This window comes from Accumulibacter sp. (genome assembly GCF_036625275.1).
Taxonomy (GTDB): domain Bacteria; phylum Pseudomonadota; class Gammaproteobacteria; order Burkholderiales; family Rhodocyclaceae; genus Accumulibacter.
This window is the reverse complement of record NZ_JAZKUD010000051.1, coordinates 1-24,005: the sequence shown is the minus strand read 5'-3', so window position 1 is coordinate 24,005 and position 24,005 is coordinate 1. Positions and strand designations below refer to the sequence as shown.

Sequence of the window (24,005 nt, the reverse complement as noted above, 5' to 3'; positions counted from 1 at the left end):
CAATTACTTGCCGGCCGCTGCCGGCCTGGTGTCGACCGCGTAATGCGCACCGGCCTTGACGCCCGCACGCTCGAGCGAAGTGACCACGCGTTCGCCGGTCGCCAGGCCTTCGATGACTTCGGTGAATTCCCAGTTGGCGAGGCCGGTCCTGATCCGGCGTTCATGGAGCGTGCCATCTGCGTCCGCGACCAGCACCCGACTGCCTTCGAACAGCGCCGGGGTGGGAACGCGCACGGCCTGCTCGCGAACCGCCAGAATCACTTCGACATCGGCGCTATAGCCGACCAGCAGTTTGCCTGGCGCGCTTGGGTCATCGAGGGTTGCCTCGATATCGACGGTACGTGCCTGTTTTTCAACGGCCGAGACGTACGGTGCGACGCGCCTGACCCGGCCTGGAAAGGATTGCCGCGGCAGCGCATCGAGACTGATGCGAACCGGCTGTCCAGCGCTGATCCTGGGCGCATCGACTTCGTCCATCGGGGCCTTGACGTACAGGCAGGAATCGTCGATCAGGTCAATCGCCGGTGGTGTCGGCACGCCGGGCGGCGATGGCGTCGAGAACTCGCCGACCTCGCCGACTATCTTGGCGATGGTACCGGCAAATGGCGCATAGAGTACCGTTCGCCCCTGCTCGACGCGCGTCAGGTTGACCCTGGTTTCGGCTTGTGCCAAGTCGGCGCGGGCAGCCTCGCAGCCGGCGCGCCGGGCGAGTGCTTCGGTGTGTGCGCTGTCTTCCCTGGCACCCGAGACAAAACCTTTGGCGCGCAGCGCCGACTGCCGTTCGGCTTCGCGTTCGGCATTGGCGGCTACGGCGCAGGCCTCGTTGATGCGATGGCGGGTCGTTGCGACCTGCGCGAGGGCCAATGCGCTCTGCGCCTGCTGGTCGTCGTTCCACAGCTTCATCAGCAGTTGGCCCTTGCTGACGTGGTCTCCTTCCTTGACCGCCAGAATCTCGATGCGGCCACCGGTAATCGTCGATAACCGGGTGCGCTGACAGGCTTCAATGGTTCCGGCACGGGTGTTGGCGATCGTCGATTCAACCAGGCCGCGCTCGATCTCCTTGAGCACCACGGCAACCGGTTTGGGGCGGTTTGCCCACCAGATACCAGACGCCATCAGCAGCAATACCAGAAGCGCGATCAGCAGGCGGCGGAGCAGGGGCGACAGCATGGCAAGATTCAAGGTGGGGAAACGAACACGGTCACAAGAAGGCAGCCTGGAGGGCGGCTAAAGTGTCGGGCCGGCAAACGCGACGAGCCTTTTCGCACCAGCAGGTCTTGAGGTCTGTGCCACAGGCGCAGCATCGGCGATGGCTCAGGGCCAGTCCTTCGGCAACGGGGCGACCACGGTGAACATCAGTCCCGCCGCGCCCAGAAAGTCGAGTTCACCGTAAACGTACTTGTTAAACCGGTAACCGATGCTGGGCACCAATCCCGGTGAGAAGCCCTTGTAGTTCAGCGGTACCTTGTCCTCGTACTCACCGACATAACCGTAAAGAAGACCTGCTGTCCACTGCAGGTACCAGTTCTCGAAGCCGAAGGGATCGACGTAGCGCTGCCCGGCGTAGACGTAGGTACTGGGTTGCCCGAAGGAGTTGGAGAATACGACTCCACCCGCGAACCAGCGCCCTTCCAGTGCCTTGTTGAGGCCCAGCATGACTACTGGCTTGTGGTCCTTGTCGGGATTGTAATGGACCGTGTAGGGGCTGAACAGCAAATCCCAGCCCCCGGCCGCGACCCCTCGTTCCGGGTCCTGGCGCACAGCAGTCCGCTCGGCGATGACCGCGGTCGAGGGGGGCGGGGGAGGCTCGACTTTGGCCTCCGCAGGTTTCTGTGCCGGCCTCTCCGACAGTATTTCTGTCGATGCGATCGACGGTTCCTTGGTCACGGGCCTGGTTGCAGCCGTGGTTGCGGTGGGCAGCGGCGCAGCAGACTCCCTGCCTGGCGCGGTACCGGTCGTTCTGGATGATGCAGTGGATGGTCGCAACGTCGTGCCCGATCCGCCGGCATCGCTGCCCGACGCGCTGAGGTTGAGTTCACGCAGTCTGGACAGCTTGGATTTCGTCAGTTTGTTGGCAGGATCAAGTTGCAGTGCCTGGCCATAAGACTCGCTGGCAAGCCTGGCGTAGACGTCACCGAGGTTTTCGCGGGCGATCGCATAGCCCGGATCCGTCCTGATCGCCATCTCGAGTGCAGTACGAGCTTTGTCGTACTGCTTCTCCCTGGCATACAGAACAGCCAGGTTGTTGTAAGGCTCCGGCAGTTCCGGATGGTCCTCGTTCAGCTTGCTGAACACGACAAAGGCTTCGTTCGGACGGCCCATCTCGACGAGGATCAGTCCCTTCAGGAATGGTCCCTGTGCCTCTCTCGGCCGGCTTGCAATGTAGGCATCAACCTTTGCGAGGGCCTCTGCCGGCTGCCCCTGTTTCAATAGACGCCGTGCCTCCGAGAGCTCGTCGGCAATGGCTGGAGCGACTGTACAGGCCAGCAGCAAGCCGGTCATCAAGACAGGAAAGGGCGCCCGTAAAGGCTTGGGAGGGTTCGAGCGCATGGTTATGGTTTGCCTTGCCGCGGTTGGGTGTCACTGAACCGGCCGATTCTAACAAGAAGCGCGCGCAAACCAAACAGATACTGCATTCCGGCAACCCATCCAGATCGATCCTGGTCCCGATGAACAGCCGGCAGGCGCCGAGCTGCCAACGGCAGCGAGGTTTTTCTCCCGTTGTCAGTTGGCACGTCTCATGCCGGAAACAGTGGTTGCCGTTTCCGTGGCTTGCCCTGCAGTTGCTGGAGGGGATGGCAGCGGCTTTGACAGGATATTCCGATAAGACCAGCGTTTTTCTGGCCGATTGCCGAGCGTCCCTCGCGGGTGCTCAGACCAGCAACTCGACACCGGCGGGATGTCCGAGAAAGGCCTGCGGGCTGGCCGTAATCCCATAGGCACCCGACTGGAAGATCACCACCAGATCTCCGGCTTGTGCTGCAGCCAGCACCATTCGGTCAGCCAGCAGGTCGAGTGGCGTGCACAATGGACCCACCACCGATACCGTTTCAAGTTCGGTCGGCGTCATCCGGTTGCCAATGGCAACGGGGTAGTTCTTGCGGATCACCTGGCCGAAATTGCCCGATGCAGAGAGATGGTGGTGCAGTCCGCCGTCGCAGACGAGAAAGGTATGACCGCGCGAGACCTTGCGATCGACGATGCGGGTGACGTAGATGCCGGCCTCCCCCACCAGATAACGCCCCAGTTCGATGACCAGCTCGGCCGCCGGCAATTCGTGGCTGGCGCGTTCGACGATGCTGGCGAGATTGGCGCCGATCGGCGCCAGATCGAGCGGCTGCTCACCCGGGAAGTAGGGGATGCCAAACCCGCCGCCGAGGTTGAGGAATCGGATCGGTGACGGTGCAGACTGTGCCAGGCGCAACGCCAGTTCATAGCTCTTGCCCTGCGCTTCGACGATGGCTTCCGGTCTGAGGTTCTGTGAGCCGGCAAAGAGGTGGAAGCCTTCGAAGGCCAGGCCGCTGCGGCCGACCTCGGCCAGGAGTTCGGGGACTTGCTCGGCGTCCACACCAAATTGCTTGGCACCGCCGCCCATCTTCATTCCCGAACTCTTGAGTTCGAAGTCGGGATTGACGCGCACGGCAATGCGTGCCGCGTAACCCGTCGCGTCGCCAATCGCGGCCAGTTCCGCAACCTCGCGAAACGATTCGATATTGATCAGGATGCCGGCCGCGACCGCCTGTTGCAACTCGCTGCGCCGTTTGCCCGGGCCGGCAAAGCTGATGTCGCGCGGATTGGCCCCGGCGTCGAGAGCGACCTGTAGTTCGCCGGCCGATGCCACGTCGATGCCGTCGACCAGGCCGGCCATATGGCAGACCAGCGCCGGCATCGGGTTGGCCTTCATCGCATAGTGCAGTTTCAGGGTCGCCGGCAGCGCAGCCCGCAGTTCGCCGACTCGTTGCGTGAGCAAATGCCGGTCGTACACGTAAAAAGGCGTTTGCCCGACACGCGCGGCGAGTCGCGAAAGCGGCAGGCCGCCGACGACGAGTTCGCCGTTCCGTATCGGGAACGGATTGATCAGTGCATGCACCGGAGAGCTTCGTTTATTCATCTGCGGCCACTTTCATCGCGAGAAACTCGCTCGCCAGCGCCTTGCGGTCGATCTTGCCGTTGGGGTTGCGCGGCAAGGGACCCGAGCGCACGATGATGCTCGCCGGCACCATGTACGCGGGCATGCGGTTACGACACTCGGCGAGCAGGGCGGTGGTATCGAGGCTGTCGCCAGCGGTGGGCGTGGCAATCACCTGGATGGCCTGCCCGAGCGTTGCGTGCTCGACGCCAAAGGCAACGCATTCGCCGACCAGGCGAGTGGCGTAGATCACTTCCTCGACTTCGGTGGGGCTGACCCGGTAGCCGGACGTTTTCATCATTTCGTCGCGGCGACCGATGAAGTAGAGAAAACCCTCTTCATCCCTGCGCACGGTGTCACCCGAGAACACGGCGATTTCGGGCAGCACCAGGCCGGCATCGCGACCCGGCGTGTTCGTGGGAAGCGGTTTGTAGCGCTCGGCGGTCTTTTCGGGGTCGTTCCAGTAACCCATGCCCACCAGCGCACCGCGATGGACGAGTTCGCCGGGTTCGTTGGCCGCACAGGGCGATCCGTCTTCGCGCAGGACGAGAATTTCGGCGTTCGGGATGGCCTTGCCGATCGAATCCGGGCGTCGGTCCACCTCATCCGGCGGCAGGTAGGTCGAGCGGAAGGCTTCGGTCAGACCGTACATCAGATAGGGCCTGCTCGCTGGCAGGCGCGTTCGCAAGGCAGCCAGCGTTTCGCGCGGCATGCGCCCACCGGTATTGGCGAAATATCGCAGGTGTTCGTTAATGGTCGCTGGCCAGGCGAGTTGCGAGAGCTGAATGTAGAGCGGTGGGACTGCAGTCAGCCCGGTCACCCTTTCGTTCGCCAGTGCCTTGAGCACGTCCTGGGGCAGAAGGTAATTGAGCAGCACGACGCGCGCACCGGCGTGGAATGCCGTCGTCAACTGGCTGAAGCCGGCGTCGAAAGAGAGTGGCAGGGCAGCCAGCAGTGTGTCGGCAGCGCTGTTTTCGAGATAGCTCGCGACGCTCCTGGCGCCGGCAACCATATTGCGGTGCGAGAGAACCACCCCTTTCGGTTTGCCTGTACTCCCCGAGGTGTAGAGGATGGCCGCCATGTCGGTGTCGATGACCCGGTGGCCGGCGGCAGCGGACGCCTGCAGCAGATCGTTCCAGCCCAGGCAGGCGAGTGGGCCGGTACTCGCTGGCCAGGAGTCGGTGTTGACCAGGATGACGTGCCGCAGATCATGGCATGCAGCGAGCGTTGCAGTCAGCAGCGGCAGGCGTTCGGGCGAGGTGACGAGCGCCCGTACATTGCAGTCGCGCATGATGTAGGCCACCTGCTCCGCTTTGAGCAGGGGGTTCAGCGGTACGAAGACGCAACCGGCGGCAGTGGCGCCAAAACTCGCAACGACGGTCTCCAGCCGCTTCTCGAGGTAGATCGCCACCCGCTCGCCGCGTTGCAGGCCGAGAGCGATGAGACCGCTGACGAAACCGGTGATGGCTTGCTGGAGCTTCGAGTAGCTCATCGACTGTTTGCCGTAGGTCAGCGCGACGGCGTCCGGTTGGCGATTTGCCGAGTGGGCGATCAGTTCAGGGAGCAGGCTTGCATCAGTCATTCTTATTCAGGTGGGCCGGGTCAGGTGGATGGGGACGGATTTTAACAAGCTCTCGTGGTTTCTGGGTTGCTGGCGTAAGCAGGAAGTAAGTATTGACCATTATGATTCGATGGAAGTCATGATAAATGGCTCGACACCGGGAACTTTTTGAGGAGGAGACAATAGTGAGCGAAGACGTCGTTGCACGGATTGAGGCCAATCCGAAGTATCACGATCTGGTACATAAGCGCAATTCATTCGGCTATATCCTGTCGGTTTTGATGATCATTGCCTACTACGGGTACATCCTGTTGATTGCTTTCAACAAGGAATGGCTGGCTGGCAAGCTGGGTGCCGGGATGGTCACGTCGATCGGAATTCCGCTGGGGGTAGGCGTGATCATCTTCACGATCGTCCTGACCAACATCTATGTTCGCCGTGCCAACACTGAATTTGACGACATGAATGCCGAGATCCTCAGGGAGGCCAACAAGCGATGAGCAGCCAATCCACACGCAACATGATCGGCCTGACCCTGGGCCTGCTTGCCACCGGCGGCGTTCTGGCGGCCGGTGCCGACCTCGGCAATACCACGAAGCAGGCCACCAACTGGGTGGCGATTGCGATGTTCGTCGTCTTCGTTCTGATTACCCTGGGGATCACCCGCTGGGCGGCGATGAAAACCAAGACCGCGGCCGACTTCTATACTGCCGGCGGGGGCATTACCGGCTTTCAGAACGGTCTGGCGATCGCCGGTGACTACATGTCCGCGGCGTCGTTCCTTGGCATCTCCGGTCTGGTCTTCGCCAACGGCTTTGACGGGCTGATCTTCTCGATCGGCTGGCTGGTCGGCTGGCCGGTGATCACCTTCCTGATGGCCGAGCGGCTGCGCAACCTGGGCAAGTTCACCTTTGCCGATGTCGCCTCCTATCGCTTCGCACAGACGCCGACGCGGACCTTTGCCGCGGTCGGCACGCTGGTCGTCGTGGCTTTCTACATGATCGCCCAGATGGTCGGTGCCGGTCAGTTGATCAAGGTACTGTTCGGCCTCGAGTACATCTACGCGGTGATGATCGTCGGTGTTCTGATGATGTGCTACGTGCTCTTCGGCGGCATGACGGCCACCACCTGGGTGCAGATCATCAAGGCCATCATGCTGCTCTCCGGGGCCACCTTCATGGCGCTGGCCGTGCTCTGGCAGTTCAATTTCAACCCCGAGGCGCTGTTTGCCAAGGCCGTCGAAATACACGCCAAGCACGACGCGATCATGTCTCCGGGAGTGCTGATCAAGGACCCGATCTCCGCGATTTCGGTCGGCATGGCCCTGATGTTCGGAACGGCGGGTCTGCCGCACATCCTGATGCGCTTCTTCACCGTTCCGAGTGCCAAGGAAGCACGCAAGTCGGTCGGTTGGGCGACGACCTGGATCGGCTACTTTTACATCCTGACCTTCATCATCGGCTTTGGCGCCATCGTCATGCTGACGCAGGACCCGGTATCCTACTACGTGCCGAAGATGGTCGATGGGGTGCAAGCCGTCGGACCGGACGGCAAGCTGGTCTGGGATGGCCTGCGGGGCGGCGGCAACATGGCGGCCATCCACCTGTCGAACGCCGTCGGCGGCAACGTTTTCCTCGGCTTCATCTCGGCGGTGGCTTTCGCGACCATCCTGGCGGTGGTTTCCGGCCTGACGCTGTCGGGTGCCTCGGCGGTGTCGCATGACCTCTATGCGACGGTGTTCAAGAAGGGCAAGGCCGATTCGGCGCACGAACTGCGGGTTTCCAAGATCACCACGATCTGTCTCGGCATCGTTGCGGTCGGTCTCGGGATCGCGTTCGAGAAGGAAAACGTCGCCTATATGGTGATGCTGGCTTTCGTCATCGCGTGTTCGGCCAACTTCCCGATCCTCTTCATGTCGGTGCTCTGGAAAGATTGCACGACCAGAGGTGCGGTGGCCGGTGGCGTCGTCGGCCTGATCAGCTCGGTTGCCCTGACCATCATGTCGGCATCGGTGTGGGAAGCCGTCCTGAAGAATCCCAAAGGCAGCGCATGGTTCCCGTACTCTTCACCGGCCATCTTCTCGATGACCGCGGCGTTCGTGGTGATCTATGTGGTTTCCAAGCTGGACAACAGCAAGCAGGCTCAGCTTGAGCGTTCGCTGTATCCGGCGCAGAAGGTTCGTTCGGAAACCGGATTCGGCGCTTCCTCGGCGTCGGGTCACTAAGCGCTTCTTCGGCAGAGTAGTCGCAAGTCGAATCGGCCGGCCAGATCGGCAAACGGCCCGGGAGTCATCTCCCGGGCCGTTTTTTTATCAGTCGAGCAAGAGGATTGAGAGGATCGCGTTTCGCTTCATTCCACCGCGGCACCTTTGGAGGGCTTGACGCGCTGGGGGGTGTTGGCCGGATAGCCGGCGGCGTCGAGCAGCTCGTTCCAGGTGGCCGGGGCAAACCCGCGCGCGCTTTGCCGGCCGACGCTGAGGCTGGGTAACAGGGATTCTCCACCGAGTTGCCGGCCGAGTTCGTTGATTTCTTCTTCGCTGGCGAGCATCTTTTCAGTGAATGGAACGCCGCGGCCATTGAGCAGACTGCGTGCTTGCTTGCAGGTGACGCAACCCGTGCTGGTATACAGGACGACCGGGAACTTCTCGCTGGCCTGGCGAACCGCATAGGGTAATTGCTGTTCATCCACTCCGGTCGTGCTGGAATATTTCATGACCTGACGGGCTCCCGGTGGCGGTGGCAGGTCAGAGATGATGGTGCCGCCGCTTTTCGGATCGATCCAGCGATAAGTGGTCTCGGCGCTGGCCGTGCCGGTGATCAGCAGCGCGATGGCGGTGGCGCGGCTAAGGCGCCGGGCGGTGGTGGTGAGCATGTTCCAGGTCCTCGAGATTTTGCGCCGCGCTCATGCCACGGTGTCGTAGCAGGGCGTCGACCTGTGGTTCGCGGCCGCGGAAAGCGCGGAAATTGTCGATTGCCAAGCGGCTGCCGCCGGTCGACAGGATTTCGTTGAGGAAACGCTGTCCAGTGGCCTGGTCAAAGGGGTTGCCGGTCTCTTCAAAAGCACCGTAGCAATCGGCGGAAAGCACCTCGGCCCACTTGTAGCTGTAGTAGCCGGCACCATAACCGCCGGCAAAGATGTGCGCGAAACTGTTCGGGAAACGATGCCATTCGGGTGGGACGAAGACCGCTACTTCGCGGCGCACCTCGTCCAGCAGTTCGAGCACGCTGCGACCGGCCGCCGGGTCGAAGTCGCTGTGCAGCAACAGGTCGAACAGCGAGAATTCGACCTGCCGCAGGGTCTGCAGGCCACTCTGGAAGTTTTTTGCCGCGAGCATCTTGTCGAACAGGGCGCGCGGCAAGGGCTCGCCGGTGTCGATATGAGCGCTCATTTTCTGCAGAACGCTCCATTCCCAGCAATAGTTCTCCATGAACTGCGATGGCAACTCGACCGCATCCCATTCGACGCCATGGATGCCGGCGACGCCGATCTCGTCAACGCGCGTCAATAAATGATGCAGGCCATGACCGGTCTCGTGGAAGAGGGTGGTGACATCGTCATGGGTGAAGGTTGCCGGACGCAGCTTGCCATCCTGGTCGCAGACTGGTCGGGAAAAATTGCAGTTGAGGTAGGCGACTGGCTTCTGGATGCCGTCACGGGTCAGTGTTGGCGACACCTCTGGCCGCTTGCGGCGGCTGATGGCCTCGTCCATCCAGGCGCCACCACGTTTGGTTTCGCGCGCGTAGAGGTCGAGGTAGAACTGACCGATCAGTTCACCTGCCGGCGTTTCGATCCGGTAGAAGCGCACGTCCGGGTGCCATAGCGGCGCTTGATCGGGCTGGATGCGAACGCCGAACAGCGTTTCGATGACCGTAATCAGACCGGAGAGAACCTTGTCCTCGGTAAAATACTGTTTCACCTCGTGTTCCGAGAAAGCATAACGCGCCTGCAGCAGCTTCTCGGAAACGTAGGCAATGTCCCAGGCTTCCATGTGATCGAGACCGAGTTCGCTGTCGGCAAAGGTACGCAGGTCGGCGATGTCCTGTTCGGCAAAAGGCCGGGCCTTGACCGCCAGATCGCGCAGGAAGCCGAGTACCTGGGGCACCGATGCGGCCATTTTCGGCACCAGCGAAACCTCGGCGAAGTTCTGGTAGCCGAGCAGTTGCGCCTGCTCGCGGCGGAGTTCGAGGATGCGTCCAATCAGCGGTGTGTTGTCGAGTTCGGCGGCACCGAATTCGGCCGCGCGCGTGGCATAGGCGCGATACATCACGGCACGCAGGCGGCGGCTGTCGGCGTACTGCATCACTGGCAGATAGGAGGGCATGTGCAGGGTGAACTTCCAGCCGCTCTTGCCGTCTCGTTCAGCGGCTTCGCGGGCGGCTTGTCGAGCATCGTCAGGCAGTCCGGCCAGTTCGCTCTCGTCGCTCAGCACTTCGGCAAAAGCGTTGGTGGCATCGAGAAGATTCTCCGAAAACTTTGCCGAGAGCTGTGCGAGTTCCTCGGCAATCGCCTGGAAGCGCGGCTTGTCCTCTGCCGCCAGTTCCGCACCGCCGAGGCGAAAATCGCGAATTTCGTGGTCCACGATTCGCCGCTGTGCCACCGACAGGCGCGCGTATTCGTCGCTGGCGGCGATCGCCTTGTACTTGTCGAAGAGCTGGAGATTCTGTCCGACTTCGGCATAAAAACGTGAAACCTCGGGCAGCATGCCGTTGTAGGCGTCACGCCAGGCAGGGATGTCATTGACCGAGTGGACATGTCCGATCATTCCCCAGGCCCGTGACAGTTGTTCGAAACCGTCGAAGAGCGGTGCGGCGAAATCGGTCCAGGTGGCGGCCAGGTCGTCGGCGGTCAGTCGCTCGATCAGCGCCCGGCAGCGACCGAGCAGCGTACTGATCGCGGGTTGCACATCGGCCGGCGTCAGCACATCGAAGCGAGGCAGGCCGGAGAAGTCGAGCAGCGGGTTGTCTTGCAGGGAGTGGTCAGTCATCCGGGATTCCGTGGTTCGATCAGGGAGGGGAGCGCGGTTTACGGCGCTCGGCATGGCTAATATTTTACAAGGTCGCGATACGCATGCCATGAAGCATGGCCGAGCAGTGGCATGAAAACGATCAGTCCGAAAAACAGGGTGAGAAAACCGATCCCGGTCAGGATGACCACAATCGCACCCCAGAAGATCATCAGCCGCAGATTGGCATCGACGGTGCGCAGACTGGTCCGGATGGCAATGCCGCAGGGTATCTGGCGATCGAGCAGCATCGGTACCGAGACGACCGTGATGGAAAAAACGAACAAGGCCAGCGCTCCGCCGATCATGATCCAGATCAACAGCAGATCGCGATGGTCGACCGACAGGTGGATCTCTACCAGCAACTCGAGCAGATCCGGGGTGATCGTCGGCGCCAGCAAGGCGAACAACCAGGTTGTGATGCGTTCCCAGGTCAGCCCGATCATCGCCAGAAGCAGACCCATCATGGCGAGCTCGGGCGCGTTGCGCCGGCCACTGGCGAACGAGCTGAAGAAAGTCGAAGTCTGGCCCGCCGCGCGGCGGCGGCTGATTTCGTACAACCCCCCGGCGAGAAAAGGGCCGACCAGAAAGAAGCCGGAAGTCGCGATGATGAACAGTTGCCCTTTGCGCCACGCAAAAATCGTGATCACGTCGCCGGCGATCGCAAATAACAGACCATAGGCAAGGCTGGCGATCGGGTTGGCGCGGAGGTCGGCCCAGCCCGCCTCCAGCCAGGCGAACGGCCGGCCGACGGAGACGCTGCGGACTTGCGGCAGGATGTGGCTGCAGTCAGGGGGGCTGGGCTCCAGGGGCATGCGTTCTCCTTGTTGAGGTGAGCGTAGACGGATGTGTCGTGGTGCGGGTCTCCGGGTTTCGGTCAATCGACAAACGCTTCGCCGGTCAGGCGCTCGCAGGCCTCGACGTATCTGGCGCGGGTGGCGGCGAGTACCGCTGGCGGCAGGCGGGGGCCAGGCGCCTGTTTGTTCCAGGCCAGGGTCTCAAGATAGTCGCGGACATACTGCTTGTCGTAGGACGGCGGATTGCTCCCGTCGTGGTAGGCGTCGGCCGGCCAGAAGCGTGATGAGTCGGGGGTCAGTGCCTCATCGATCAGATGCAGCGTGCCGGCAGCATCGACGCCAAACTCGAATTTGGTATCAGCAATGATGATCCCGCACGCCGCCGCGTGTTCGGCGGCGCTGAGGTACAGCGCGATGGCTGCGTCGCGCGCCTGCGTGACGATCGCTTCAGCGCTCTGGCCGGTGGCCGCCAGCAGACCGGCAAGCGCCAGCGCACAGTCGGACTGGGCGCGCTCGAACGAAACGTTTTCATCGTGATTGCCGACGGCTGCTTTGGTTGCCGGAGTGAAGATCGGTTGCGGCAGCCGGCTCGCGAGCCGCAGACCGGTCGCTAGCCGGATGCCGCAAACAGAGCCGCTGGCCTGATAATCCTGCCATCCCGAGCCGATCAGATAACCGCGCACCACCGCTTCGATCGGTAGCGGTTTCAGTCGTTTCACGACCAGCGAACGGCCACGGACCTGCGCACGCTCGTCGGCGGTCACCACCGTTTCAGGGTCAATGCCGGTCAGTTGGTTGGGGATGATGCCGGCGAGTCTGGCGAACCAGAAGCCGGCCAGCCGCGTCAGCACTTTGCCCTTGTCGGGCACCGGGTCCGGCAGGATGACGTCAAAGGCCGAAAGGCGATCGCTGGTCACGATCAGCAGCTTCTCGGTATCGATCGCGTAAATGTCGCGCACCTTGCCGCGGCCGAGCAGCGGCAGGCTGGTGATCGTCGATTCAAAGAGGGCTTCGGTCACGTTGTTGATCCATTGATTGAGTGCCATGACAAGGGAAAGTGACGAGCAGCCAAAGGGGGGGTGTCCGCCCCCAGATAACTCTCGATCGCCAAGCGACCACTTGCCGGCGGGACACTCCGGATCGGTCTTGTGGTCAGATCATGTACGGCTGTGGGTCGCCGACACGGACGATCTTCAGCGTATTGGTGCCGCCGCTGGTTCCCATCGGATCGCCGGCGCTGAGCACGATCAGGTCGCCATTTTCCACGATTCCCTCATTCTTCAGCAACTGCTCGGCGTCATAGAGCAGCTCATCGCGAGTCGTCGGCCGTTGTTTCATGAACAAGGGGAATACCGATCGGTAGAGGCTCATCCTGGTCACTGCGTCGGCTTGCGGGGTCAATGCATAGACCGGAACACCACAGTTCAGGCGGCTCATCCACAGGGCCGTTGCGCCCGTCTCGGTGAGCGCGGCGATGGCCTTGACCTTGAGGTGGTGCGCCGTCCAGAGGGCAGCCAGGGAAATCGTCTGATCGATACGCGTGAAGACCTGATTGAGAAACTCGTGGTCGAGCGTTACGGCGGCAGACTTTTCGGCTTCCAGGCAGATGCGGGCCATGGCCTCGACGGTTTCGACCGGATATTTGCCGGATGCGGTTTCAGCGGAAAGCATCACCGCGTCGGTTCCATCGAGCACCGCGTTGGCCACGTCGGAAACTTCGGCACGCGTCGGGGTCGGCGCGGCAATCATCGATTCCATCATCTGCGTTGCCGTGATCGCCAGCTTGTTCTTCTCGCGTGCCAGGCGGATCATGCGCTTCTGCAGTGCCGGAACGGCAGCATCCCCGACTTCGACAGCGAGGTCCCCGCGCGCGACCATGATGCCATCCGATGCGGCGATGATCTCTTCGAGGGCGGCAACGGCCTCGACCCGTTCGATCTTGGCGATGGTCTGTGCCTGCCCACCCGCCGCGTGGATCAGTTGTTTGGCCATGTACATGTCGGCCGCACTCTTGGGAAAGGAGACGGCCAGGAAATCGACTTCGATGCCTGCCGCGGTGCGGATGTCTTCCATGTCCTTGGCAGTCAGTGCCGGCGCCGAAAGGCCACCTCCCTGGCGGTTGATTCCCTTGTTGTCGGACAGTTCGCCACCGTGGCGAACGACCGTGAAGATCTCCGAACCGACGACGCGTTTGACATCCAGGACGATGCGGCCATCGTCGAGCAGCAAAACGCTCCCGGCCGAAACGTCACGGGTCAGCGCCTTGTAGTCGAGGCCAACCCGCTCGGCATTGCCCAGTTCGCATTGGGCGTCGAGGATGAAGCGTGCGCCGTTCTCGAGCCTGGCCTTGCCGTCGGCGAATTTTCCGACACGGATCTTGGGGCCCTGAAGGTCAGCGAGAATCCCGACCGGACGCCCGACACGAGCGGCCACTTCACGAACCATTTGCGCACGGGCAACATGATCTTCCGTTTTGCCATGCGAGAAGTTCAGGCGCACGACATCGACGCCAGCGAGGATCATGCGCTCCAGTACTGCGTCATCAGATGATGCCGGACCGAGGGTGGCAACGATCTTGGTATCGCGTGACAACATGGGGTTTCCTTACGAAAGGGGCGCCCGGAAGCGCCCCTGATGGTCGATTAGCGGGCCATTACGCGGACCATTTCCAGCACCTTGCAGGAATAACCCCATTCGTTGTCGTACCACGAGACGACCTTGACGAAAGTGCTGTCGAGGGCCATTCCGGCTTCGGCATCAAACACCGACGTGCAGCTTTCGCCACGGAAATCGGTGGCGACCACTTTCTCGTTTGTGTAGCCGAGAATGCCCTTCATCGGACCTTCGGAGGCGGCCTTCATGGCTGCACAAATCTCTTCGTAGGTGGCGTCCTTGTTCAGTTCGACGGTCAGGTCGACGACCGAGACGTCGGAAGTCGGAACGCGGAAGGCCATGCCGGTGAGCTTCTTGTTCAGCTCGGGAATGACCTTGCCGACGGCCTTGGCCGCACCGGTCGAGGACGGAATGATGTTCTCGAGGATGCCACGGCCGCCGCGCCAATCCTTGTTGGACGGGCCATCGACGGTTTTCTGGGTAGCCGTGGCGGCGTGCACGGTGGTCATCAGACCGCGCTTGATTCCCCAGTTGTCATGCAACACCTTGGCGACGGGTGCCAGGCAGTTGGTGGTGCACGAAGCGTTCGAAATGATCGTCTGGCCGGCATAGGTCTGGTCGTTGACGCCGAACACGAACATCGGCGTGTCGTCCTTGCTGGGAGCGCTCTGGATGACCTTCCGGGCGCCGGCAGCGATATGCTTCTGGCACGATTCGGTGGTCAGGAAGAGGCCGGTCGAGTCGACGACGATGTCGGCGCCTACCTCATCCCACTTCAGCTCGGCCGGGTCCTTGACGGCAGTCAGACGGATCTTCTTGCCATTGACGACCAGCGTATTGCCTTCGACCGCAACGCTGCCCTGGAAGCGACGATGTACCGAGTCATACTTGAGCATGTACGCCAGATAGTCGGGTTCGAGCAGGTCATTGATGCCGACCACTTCGATGTCCGGGAAGTTCTGTACGGCAGCGCGAAAAACCATTCTACCGATACGGCCAAAGCCATTGATCCCTACTTTGATTGTCATGAAACGATCTCCTTGAGAAATTACAACAGTGATCTCACGGTGCTAACTGGGTGGGTCACCGTGAGACCGAGAAAGTCAAACCACTGGCCGGCAGGTGCCGACACTCCAAAGCGATCGATGCCGACCACGGCACCGTCGCGTCCAACATATTCAGTATTGATCCGTGAGCCTTCGAGAGAGCGAAACGATCGCGATCCGGCCAGGGGATCGGCCGGATGGTGGCGCAGGTGGCGACGCTGGAGGGGTGTTGCGGACATCGGCCATCTCATCGGCATGCCAGGATGGCCGGAGCTGGCTTGCTGGACCGTGCCCATGGCAAGGGCGCGGACGACGCGGGTCAGGGGGGGAAACGCAGTAGGCACGATATTTCGCTGGTTCGGGGCGGGGAGTTCAGTCGCATGGACAAATTATCCGCCAAAATGGAAGGCTTTGCCACTGTCCGTTACGAAGCATGGGCAGGCAGGGGGATCTGCTGGGTGGGCATCGGGCAGGGACGGCTTCAGTTCTCCGGCGAGTGTTCAATAAGAAAGTAAAAACTAACTATAAACGGAAAAAAGTTTAACTTTTAATAATCAATTTGGCCGCCTACACTTGTCGCACATGATCCAACACGGTATTTACCTCATTGACACGGAGACAAGCATGGACCAATCGAATCGTTACGCCGACCTCAGCCTGAAGGAAGAAGACCTGATCAAGGAAGGCAAGCACCTTCTGGTGGCGTACAAAATGAAGCCGAAAGCCGGCTATGGCTATCTTGAGTCGGCCGCTCACTTTGCCGCAGAATCTTCCACGGGCACGAATGTCGAGACCAGTACCACCGATGAGTTCACCAAGGGCGTCGATGCACTGGTCTATTACATCGACGAAGCGACCGAAGACATGCGCATCGCTTATCCGCTGGATCTGTTCGATCGCAACATGACCGACGGTCGCATGATGATGGTATCGATCCTGACGCTGATCATCGGCAACAACCAGGGTATGGGCGACATCGAATACGGCAAGATCCATGACCTTTTCATTCCCGGGCGCGCCATTCAGCTCTTCGACGGCCCGGCCAAGGACATCTCGGATCTGTGGCGGATTCTCGGACGCCCGCTCAAGGATGGCGGCTACATCGCCGGCACGATCATCAAGCCCAAGTTGGGGCTGCGCCCGGAGCCGTTCGCCAAGGCCGCCTACCAGTTCTGGCTGGGTGGCGACTTCATCAAGAATGACGAGCCGCAGGGCAATCAGGTGTTCTGCCCGGCGAGGAAAGTATACCCCCTGGTCTATGACGCCATGAAGCGTGCCATGGATGAAACCGGGCAGGCCAAAATTTTCTCCGCCAATATCACCGCCGATGACCATTACGAAATGCTCCATCGCGCCGACTTCATCCTGGAAACCTTCGGCCCCGATGCCGACAAGGTGGCCTTCCTGGTGGACGGTTTCGTGGGCGGCCCAGGCATGATCACCACCGCGCGCCGGCAGTACCCCAACCAATATCTGCACTATCACCGTGCCGGTCACGGCATGATCACCTCGCCGTCCGCCAAGCGCGGCTATACGGCACTCGTGCTGGGCAAGATTGCGCGTCTGCAAGGGGCATCCGGCATTCATGTCGGTACCATGGGTTTCGGCAAGATGGAAGGCGAGAACTCGGACAAGAACATCTGTTACATGCTGGAGCGTGACGAGTGCCAGGGTCCGGTCTATTACCAGAAGTGGTACGGCATGAAGCCGACTACCTCGATCATCTCGGGTGGCATGAATGCACTGCGTTTGCCGGGATTCTTCGAGAATCTCGGCCACGGCAACGTCATCAACACCTCCGGTGGCGGTTCCTATGGCCACATCGACAGTCCGGCGGCCGGCGCGCTTTCGCTGCGTCAGGCTTACGAATGCTGGAAGGCTGGCGCCGATCCGATCGAGTGGGCGAGGGAGCACCAGGAATTCGCGCGCGCCTTCGAATCCTTCCCGGGTGACGCCGACAAGCTCTATCCGGGTTGGCGCGAAAAGCTCGGCGTTCATCGTTGAGATCGGATGAGCGCACACGAGGGGCAGGAAATGACCGACAAGGATCAATTCAGGGTAATCGAGGAACCTTTCTACCAGTCGCAGGGAAACGAGGTGGCGTTGTACGAAGCGGCTTACACAGCACGCCTGCCGGTGATGGTCAAGGGACCGACCGGCTGCGGCAAGTCCCGCTTCATCGAATACATGGCCTGGAAGCTTGGCAAACCCCTGATCACCGTCGCCTGCAACGAAGACATGACCGCTTCCGACCTGGTCGGGCGTTACCTGCTCGAAGCCAACGGCACGCGCTGGCTCGATGGGCCATTGACCACCGCAGCGCGCATCGGCGCGATCTGTTACCTCGACGAAATTGTCGAGGCGCGTCAGGATACGACGGTGGTGATCCACCCCCTGACTGACCACCGGCGTACGCTGCCGCTTGACAAGAAGGGCGAGCTGATCCACGCGCATCCCGATTTTCAACTGGTCATCTCGTACAATCCTGGCTATCAGAGCCTGATGAAAGACCTCAAGCAGTCAACCAAGCAGCGTTTTACGGCTTTCGAATTCGACTACCCCGATGCCGATCTGGAGGCCGCCATCCTCTGCAGTGAAAGCGGCATCGATAGCCGCATTGCCGTGCAACTGGTGAACATCGGAGCCACCGCCCGCCGGCTCAAAGGTCATGGTCTCGATGAAGGGATCTCGACGCGTCTGCTGGTCTACGCGGCAACCCTGATCAAGGGCGGAGTCGCGCCCCGTGACGCCTGTCGAATGGCCCTGGTGCGACCGATCACCGACGACCATGATATCCGCGACACTCTGGATCACGCGATCGATGCGATCTTGGCCTGATCGCATGGGAACGTAACCGCATGCCGGCGAACTCCAGTGCAGACGACCAGGTGGGTGCCGCCTGGAGCGAGCGCCTGCGCCAGTACCGCGAGCAACTCGACTGCCGCTTTCCGCAGGTCAATGAGGTCTTCGAGGACTGTCTGGTCGAGGCCTTGCGCGTGCTCACCGCCGAGGGCGTCAGCGCCTACCTCGACTACGCACGTTTTCTGAGTCGCATGGGGCGTGGCGTCGAACCGGTGCTGGCATTCCTCGGGGAGTGGCCGGCGATCGCCGCAATCCTCGGTGAAGACGCCTTGCCGTCGCTCACCCGGAGCGTGCACAGACTCTGGAAATCACCGAATGGCAAGGCCATCCTCCCTTTCCTGCAGAGCCTGGCGGCGGTTGCCCGACAGCTGGGGAGCCGCGAGCAGATGCAACATTACCTGGACCTGACACTGGACCTGATGGAGCGCACCACCGGTTCCATCCATGGTATCCACCAGACCTTCGCCAGCCCAGGGCTCCCGGAGTTTTTCGCGCAGGCGCCGCGGCTGCTCAATGCGCTGACCATCGCCGGGTTGAGGAACTGGCTTGACTACGGTATCCGCAATTACCACAACCATCCCGAACGCCAGCGTGCCTACTTCAGCCTGCAATCAGCCGACAGCCGCGCCGTGCTGCAACGCGAGCGGCACGGCACGCTCCTGCTCGATCACGAACACCGGCTCGACCTCTACCTGCGAGCCCTGTGGCAGGACAGCGCGCAACTGGTTCCCTACGCCAGCGACATCGACCAGACACGGCCGCCGGTTCCCTACTACGACTCGTCAGGAATCCGTCTGCCCGACGTCCTCGACGACGCCAATGGTGTTTCCGGCATCGACCGTTACCGCGTCACACTGGCCCATATCGCAGCGCATCGGCGCTGGAGCCAGCCGATGTTTGCCGACAACTTCAGCCCCATGCAGCGCATGGCGATCGAGTTCTTCGAAGACAGTCGCATCGAGACGCTGATCCTGCGCGTATATCCCGGCCTGCGTCACAGTTTCCTGGCGCTGCATCCAAAACCCGTGGAAGGGGCCTGCAACCCCGAGACGCATTCCTGCCTCCGCCATCGTCTGGCGATGCTGTCTCGCGCCGTGCTCGACCCCGAGCACGGCTACCAGGACGTGCCCCTGCTGGAGTTCGTTCGGCGCTTCCAGGAAACGCTGCAGCAGGGCGATTCAAGCAGCGAAGAAATCGCCCAGCTCGCACTTTCCTATGTCGCACGCACCCGATGCCAGAGCGACCAACTGGCGAGCGTCTTTTTTACCGATAGCGAGGTCAGCTATCGCGACGACAATCGCCATCTCTGGCGCTTCCACGAGTTGAGCGACGACGAGGAAATGTTCGACGAGCCGCGTTCAACGACCCTGACTGCCGAAGTCGAACGCCTGCCACCGCGCTACTACCCGGAGTGGGACTACCAGAGCCAGAGCTACCGGCCGGACTGGGTGAGCCTCTACGAATCGCTGCATCCGAGTGCCGATGCCCGTGACATCAATCGCCTGCTCGAAAAACACGCAGTGCTGGCTCGGCGCCTGAAGCGTCTGCTCGATCTGCTGAGGCCACAGGAGCGAGTCCGCGTCCGCTATCAGGAAGACGGCAGCGAACTCGATCTCGACATTGCCATCCGTTCACTGATCGATTTCAAGGGTGGTGCTCATCCCGACCCGCGCATCAACATGAGCCACCGCAGCAGCGGCCGCAATCTGGCGGTGCTGCTCCTGCTCGACCTTTCGAAGTCGCTGGCCGACCGGGTCAAGGTCGGCACGAACGGTGGCGAACAGAGCATTCTCGAACTGAGTCAGGAAGCCGTATCGCTGCTCGCCTGGTCGATCGAGCAGCTCGGCGACCCCTTCGCCATTGCCGGTTTCCACTCCGACACCCGTCACGACGTCCGCTACCTTCACCTCAAGGGTTACAGCGAAAGCTGGGGTGATCCCGTCAAGAGCCGCCTCGCCGCGATGCAGGCCGGCTATTCGACACGCATGGGCGCGGCGATGCGTCACGCCGCGCACTACCTCGGCGCACAAAAAACCGGGAAGAAGCTGCTGCTGGTCCTGACCGACGGCCAGCCTGCCGACGTCGACGTCCATGATCCGCGCCTGCTGATCGAAGACGCCCGCAAATCGGTCGGTGAACTCGACCAGCAAGGCATCTTCACCTACTGCATCAGCCTCGACCGCAAGGCCGACGACTACGTCAGCGACATCTTCGGGCGGAGATTTTCAGTGATCGACCGCGTCGAGCGCTTGCCGGAGCGGCTGCCCGAACTGTTCATGGCGCTGACCCGGTAGCAGGGAATTTGCCTGCCGATTCCTTCGGCGCCGAAACAGGAATCCCGGAGAAGGTTCGCACCCTCGGGGTAATATCAGAGGCGTCCATTCGGTTTCGCCGGTAGTTTCGAGGCCAACGAGCACGAACTCGTCTCCTGGCAGCTGCTCGTTCAGCGGATCCGGTGGGCGGGAAACTCAGCCGCTGCCCAAACCTCGAGATTGCGGAGACGAGCTTTGATTGCTAACCGGTGTTTAACCTGCCCAAAAAAACCTATCGTCGAATCAATTAGTTGCTGGCCATGAGAACATCGAGTGGCACTACAGGCCCGCAATGTCAGATTCAGCTGATCAGTTTTTTGGTACCTCCTGGTGCAGAGGTGGCCCCGTTTGTTTGGACAGAAAACGTTCTTTGATAAGTGGAACCTGGCCAGTTGCGGTCGGCTGACCGGTGATACGATTGGTTTTGACCTTCTGGAATTTTATACGAAACGAATAGAGCTCGGTGGAGCTGGTGGGCGAAGGGACGTGCGGTGGGAAAGTCGCCAGACTTTTCCACCGCAAGCGGCCCGGTGCGCGACAGCGCATCGTCCACCAATCCACGGAGTCCCTTCCTCATGCCTTACGCCGCAGCGCGGGTGGCGGACGCGAGTGCCACGAAGTAGGCGGCATCCGGCGTCTGGCCATCCAGGGAGCGATGGGGTCATCGCTCGTTGTAGAAGCGGAGGTACGTGGCCAGATTGGCTTTCGCATCGGCAACGCGGTCATAGGCCTTGAGATACCCCTCCTCGTACTGGACGCTTTTCCAGAGGCGCTCGACAAAGACGTTGTCCCGCCAGGAGCCCTTGCCGTCCAGGCTGATCCGGATGTGGTGCGCCTTGAGCAGACCGGTGAACTCGCTGCTGGTGAACTGACCACCCTGATCGGTGTTGAAAATCTCCGGGCCACCGTAGCGGGGGATGGCTTCCCGCACCGCGTCCAGACAGAAGTCGGTCGTCCAGGTGTTGGAGAGCCGCCAGGCGAGCACCCGGCGCGAGTACCCGTCGATCACGGCGAACAGGGAGAGGAAGCCTCGGCGCATCGGGATGATGGTGAGGTCCGCCGCCCACGCCGGATTGGGCCGCTCGATCGCTAGGCCGAGCAGGAGATACGGATGGATTTCATCCCCCCGCTGCCGACGAGAGGGGTTGGGCTTCCGATAGAGGGCTTCGATCCCCATGCGCGCCATCCGGGTGCCGAGGTGCTGGCGCCCGGCCTGGAAGCCCTCGGGGCGCAGCAGATCGCGTAACAGGCGTGCGCCCGCGAACGGGGGCTCGAGATGTGATTCGTCCATACGACGCATCAGCGCGAGGTCCTCCGGCGAGACCTCGCGTGGCGTGTCGTACACGCTCGAACGAGCCAGCCCAAGCAGGGCGCACTGATGCGATACAGGGAGCTTATGGTTGCGGTCAATCCTCGTCTTGCGCTCAGCAGGCCCGCCTGGGTGAGCGCATGTTCTAAAAAATCGTTTTCCAGCGTCCACTGGCCGATCTTGGCGTGCCGTTTCGTCAGGTCCGGATCACTGCTCGCAGGGCTTCTGGCGTCACCAAAAACCTGAACCGCATGCTCGGTCAGTGGCCGCTTCCAGTCCGTGATCTGATTCGGGTGAATGTCATCCTGCTGCGCCAGCTCCGCTAGCGTCTTGTCGCTCTTCAGCGCCGCCAGTGCCACTTGCGCCTTGAATGCCGGTGTGTGATTCCGCCTCGTCCTTCTGGCCATGCTCTTGCTCCTGTGGTGGCTGCTTACGCAGCCGTTCGTGGGGGCAAGGCTACCACTTATCCTCCTGTCCGAATCTCCGGGGCCCGCTTTGTGCATTGGGACCCCGCGCAGGGTATCCTCGACACCGTGGATCTGAGCTTGCGCGACTGGGAACTGGAGTGGTGGCGTCGGTACTGTTTTTCGACGAAGGGCGCAAGACCCTGGGGAAACGTTTCCGCGCCCACGACAGTGGACGATAATGGCTGGCATGGACGCCTACGGCGAGCCGAAGGACAACAGACCGACGGCGTCGACGCTCACCGGCACGGACCTTACTCGAGTCATAGGAGGCAGCAATGAAGATCCGGGAAACAGACACCGAGCCACCACTTGAACCCTTTCCCGACGAGCCGCTGATCGGCCGCCTACGCGCCAGCATCCGCCATGCGGCGCGTGTGCTGGCTGTGCTGATGGTCCTGGTGATCTGGTGGGGCGTCGCCGACGTGGTCTATGTGCTCTACAGCCGGGTCAGCGTTCACCCCTATTTTCTGCTCGAAATCAGCGACATTCTCGCCACTTTCGGCGCCTTCATGGCCGTCCTGATCGCCATCGAAGTGTTCGTCAACATCGTTAGCTACCTGCAGGAAGACGGGTTGCACCTCGACATCGTTCTGGCGACCGCCTACATGGCGGTTCTCCGCAAGATCGTCATCCTCGATTACAAGGAAATCAGCCCGGACTACGTTTATGCGACGGCGGTACTGGCGCTGGCACTGTCGATCGGCTACTGGTTGACCCGGACGGTGCACCGGACGCCAACGAGACCGAATGGCCAGTAAGCGCCGCCGCTGACGGTAGCGCACTGAAGCTGTAACGGCTTGCTGCGGGCGCCATCTGGATCGGTAAAATCCCTTGATTGACGTCGCTCGCGGCGATGACTCGGCTGCCCGCGCCCGAGGTCGTGACGTCGGCGCGACGGTTGAACGAATTGCCGGCCGTTGTAACTCGGTGAAGGTTTCGAGTGGAAACGGGCCGCGGTAGGCGAGGTTGTGGATGGTGAACACCGTCGGCGTGCGCAACGCAGGGTTCTGCGCGATGTAGGCCGGGGTCAGGCCGGCGTGCCGGTCGTGCGCATGGACGATGTTGGGGGCCCACTCCGGGTCCAGCCTGCCGGCGGCGAGGTCGGCGGCGATCCAGCCGAGCAGCGCGAAACGGCGATGGTTGTCGGGCCAGTCGTGGCCGTCGGGCCCGACGTAGGGATCGCCGGTGCGCCGGCAGAGAAAAGGGGCGTCGATCACATCGGCCATGCCACCGTTGCCGGGCAGGTGGCCGCGGCGCAGCGTCATCAGCGCGGCGCCGAAAAAGGGGCCCAGCGTGGCGACCAGGCGTAGGCGCTGCACGCCCTGCAGGATCTCCATGTTGCCGGGAAGCACGACGCGGGTGTCGACGCCGACGCCGGCCAGTGCGGGCGGCAGCGCGCCGACCACGTCGGCGAGGCCGCTGGTCTTGATGAGCGGCAAGATCTCGGCGGCGACCTGGAGGACGCGCAAAGGCTGCGTTCGTTTCATGCGCTATCGAGTCGGGCCAGCATCTGGCGGGTGACCAGGGTGACGCCGTTCTGGGTGCGCCGGAAGCGGCGCGCGTCCTCGGCCGGGTCTTCGCCGATCACCCGGCCTTCGGGGATGCAGCAGCCGTGGTCGAGCACGCAACAGGTGAGACGGGCGTGGCGGCCGACCTCGACCTCGGGCCGCCTATCAAACCATGATTCAGGTCTGGAGTTGCTGCCCTGCGATCAGAGGGGACGCTTGACCGTCAGCGCGCCGCGAATCTGGCCCTTTGCGTAACCGGTTGCGCGGTCGTTGGGGTAGTGCCCGGAAAGTGTCCGGCGCAGGTCTGCATCGAGACCGTCGACGGGACCGTGGCAGCTGAGGCAGACTTCGCTGACCGGCAGCGCCTTCATGTAACGCAGCACCGGACGACCGTTGGTG

18 protein-coding genes and 3 pseudogenes are annotated in these 24,005 nt (G+C 61.8%); 6 read left to right on the top strand and 15 right to left on the bottom strand.

Translation table 11 applies throughout. The features are described from left to right. Positions 1 to 3: 3 nt before the first annotated feature. The 4 genes from V5B39_RS14910 to V5B39_RS14895 all read right to left on the bottom strand — a co-directional run bounded on the left by V5B39_RS14910 (position 4) and on the right by V5B39_RS14895 (position 5,711). Positions 4 to 1,170 carry an efflux RND transporter periplasmic adaptor subunit gene (locus V5B39_RS14910; protein ID WP_332343660.1) on the bottom strand — a complete coding sequence of 389 codons (1,167 nt, stop codon included), beginning with the start codon at positions 1,168 to 1,170 and terminating at the stop codon, positions 4 to 6. A gap of 144 nt (positions 1,171 to 1,314) precedes the next feature. Beyond that, entirely contained in the window at positions 1,315 to 2,550 is a 1,236-nt protein-coding gene (locus V5B39_RS14905) for a tetratricopeptide repeat protein (protein WP_332343659.1), read from the bottom strand. Positions 2,551 to 2,872: 322 nt separating this feature from the next. Then, on the bottom strand, positions 2,873 to 4,111 hold the full coding sequence (locus V5B39_RS14900) for a pyridoxal-dependent decarboxylase, exosortase A system-associated (RefSeq protein WP_332343658.1): 1,239 nt from the start codon (positions 4,109 to 4,111) through the stop codon (positions 2,873 to 2,875). Then, the gene (locus V5B39_RS14895; RefSeq protein WP_332343657.1) at positions 4,104 to 5,711 is read right to left on the bottom strand and encodes an acyl-CoA ligase (AMP-forming), exosortase A system-associated; all 1,608 of its coding nucleotides are present in this window, start codon (positions 5,709 to 5,711) and stop codon (positions 4,104 to 4,106) included. Before V5B39_RS14895 ends, V5B39_RS14900 begins: the two co-directional genes overlap by 8 nt. A 125-nt stretch (positions 5,712 to 5,836) precedes the next feature. Between V5B39_RS14895 and V5B39_RS14890 the strand changes: the two genes are divergently transcribed. After that, the gene (locus V5B39_RS14890; protein ID WP_332343656.1) at positions 5,837 to 6,190 is read left to right on the top strand and encodes a DUF485 domain-containing protein; all 354 of its coding nucleotides are present in this window, start codon (positions 5,837 to 5,839) and stop codon (positions 6,188 to 6,190) included. Further along, positions 6,187 to 7,914 (top strand): cation acetate symporter, encoded by a 1,728-nt coding sequence (locus tag V5B39_RS14885; protein ID WP_332343655.1) that lies wholly within the window; start codon positions 6,187 to 6,189, stop codon positions 7,912 to 7,914. The genes V5B39_RS14890 and V5B39_RS14885 overlap by 4 nt, the downstream gene beginning before the upstream one ends. Before the next feature lie 125 nt (positions 7,915 to 8,039). Here V5B39_RS14885 and V5B39_RS14880 read toward each other — a convergent pair whose 3' ends face one another. The 7 genes from V5B39_RS14880 to V5B39_RS14850 all read right to left on the bottom strand — a co-directional run bounded on the left by V5B39_RS14880 (position 8,040) and on the right by V5B39_RS14850 (position 15,387). After that, a complete protein-coding gene (locus V5B39_RS14880; RefSeq protein WP_332343654.1) occupies positions 8,040 to 8,561 on the bottom strand; it encodes a glutaredoxin domain-containing protein in 522 nt (173 codons plus the stop codon). After that, entirely contained in the window at positions 8,533 to 10,674 is a 2,142-nt protein-coding gene (locus V5B39_RS14875; protein ID WP_332343653.1) for a M3 family metallopeptidase, read from the bottom strand. Before V5B39_RS14875 ends, V5B39_RS14880 begins: the two co-directional genes overlap by 29 nt. A gap of 56 nt (positions 10,675 to 10,730) precedes the next feature. Continuing rightward, positions 10,731 to 11,507, bottom strand: a complete 777-nt coding sequence (locus V5B39_RS14870; protein ID WP_332343652.1) for a DUF2189 domain-containing protein — start codon at positions 11,505 to 11,507, stop codon at positions 10,731 to 10,733. Between the two features lie 62 nt (positions 11,508 to 11,569). After that, positions 11,570 to 12,508: a phosphoribosylaminoimidazolesuccinocarboxamide synthase gene (locus V5B39_RS14865; RefSeq protein WP_332343651.1), complete on the bottom strand. Its 939-nt coding sequence runs from the start codon at positions 12,506 to 12,508 to the stop codon at positions 11,570 to 11,572. A 133-nt stretch (positions 12,509 to 12,641) separates the two neighbouring features. Continuing rightward, positions 12,642 to 14,081, bottom strand: a complete 1,440-nt coding sequence (gene pyk, locus V5B39_RS14860) for a pyruvate kinase (RefSeq protein WP_332343668.1) — start codon at positions 14,079 to 14,081, stop codon at positions 12,642 to 12,644. A 50-nt stretch (positions 14,082 to 14,131) separates the two neighbouring features. After that, positions 14,132 to 15,130 carry a type I glyceraldehyde-3-phosphate dehydrogenase gene (gene gap, locus V5B39_RS14855; protein ID WP_332343650.1) on the bottom strand — a complete coding sequence of 333 codons (999 nt, stop codon included), beginning with the start codon at positions 15,128 to 15,130 and terminating at the stop codon, positions 14,132 to 14,134. A gap of 20 nt (positions 15,131 to 15,150) precedes the next feature. Then, positions 15,151 to 15,387 (bottom strand): hypothetical protein, encoded by a 237-nt coding sequence (locus V5B39_RS14850; RefSeq protein ID WP_332343670.1) that lies wholly within the window; start codon positions 15,385 to 15,387, stop codon positions 15,151 to 15,153. A gap of 385 nt (positions 15,388 to 15,772) precedes the next feature. Between V5B39_RS14850 and V5B39_RS14845 the strand changes: the two genes are divergently transcribed. The 3 genes from V5B39_RS14845 to V5B39_RS14835 are packed head-to-tail and all read left to right on the top strand — an operon-like array spanning position 15,773 to position 20,304. Beyond that, positions 15,773 to 17,152, top strand: a complete 1,380-nt coding sequence (locus V5B39_RS14845; RefSeq protein WP_332343649.1) for a ribulose-bisphosphate carboxylase — start codon at positions 15,773 to 15,775, stop codon at positions 17,150 to 17,152. 30 nt (positions 17,153 to 17,182) lie between these two features. After that, positions 17,183 to 17,986, top strand: coding sequence for a CbbQ/NirQ/NorQ/GpvN family protein (locus V5B39_RS14840; RefSeq protein ID WP_332343667.1), 804 nt, complete (start codon positions 17,183 to 17,185; stop codon positions 17,984 to 17,986). Positions 17,987 to 18,006: 20 nt separating this feature from the next. Further along, positions 18,007 to 20,304 (top strand): nitric oxide reductase activation protein NorD, encoded by a 2,298-nt coding sequence (locus V5B39_RS14835; protein ID WP_332343648.1) that lies wholly within the window; start codon positions 18,007 to 18,009, stop codon positions 20,302 to 20,304. Positions 20,305 to 20,902: 598 nt separating this feature from the next. Here the strand turns inward: V5B39_RS14835 and V5B39_RS14830 are convergent. Then, positions 20,903 to 22,038: pseudogene (locus V5B39_RS14830) on the bottom strand (IS3 family transposase). Positions 22,039 to 22,373: 335 nt separating this feature from the next. Here V5B39_RS14830 and V5B39_RS14825 point away from each other — a divergent pair. Beyond that, positions 22,374 to 22,856 carry a phosphate-starvation-inducible PsiE family protein gene (locus tag V5B39_RS14825; protein ID WP_332343647.1) on the top strand — a complete coding sequence of 161 codons (483 nt, stop codon included), beginning with the start codon at positions 22,374 to 22,376 and terminating at the stop codon, positions 22,854 to 22,856. Between the two features lie 210 nt (positions 22,857 to 23,066). On the opposite strand, the pseudogene V5B39_RS14820 reads toward V5B39_RS14825, so the two are convergent. From V5B39_RS14820 to V5B39_RS14810, 3 genes and pseudogenes are all read right to left on the bottom strand, one after another. Continuing rightward, positions 23,067 to 23,585, bottom strand: a pseudogene (locus tag V5B39_RS14820) (glycogen/starch synthase); the annotation flags it as partial. Next, positions 23,582 to 23,752: pseudogene (gene glgC / locus V5B39_RS14815) on the bottom strand (glucose-1-phosphate adenylyltransferase); the annotation flags it as partial. The pseudogenes V5B39_RS14820 and glgC, both read right to left, overlap by 4 nt. Before the next feature lie 57 nt (positions 23,753 to 23,809). Then, positions 23,810 to 24,005 (bottom strand): c-type heme family protein (locus V5B39_RS14810; protein ID WP_332343645.1); only part of this gene is annotated, 196 nt, incomplete at its 5' end.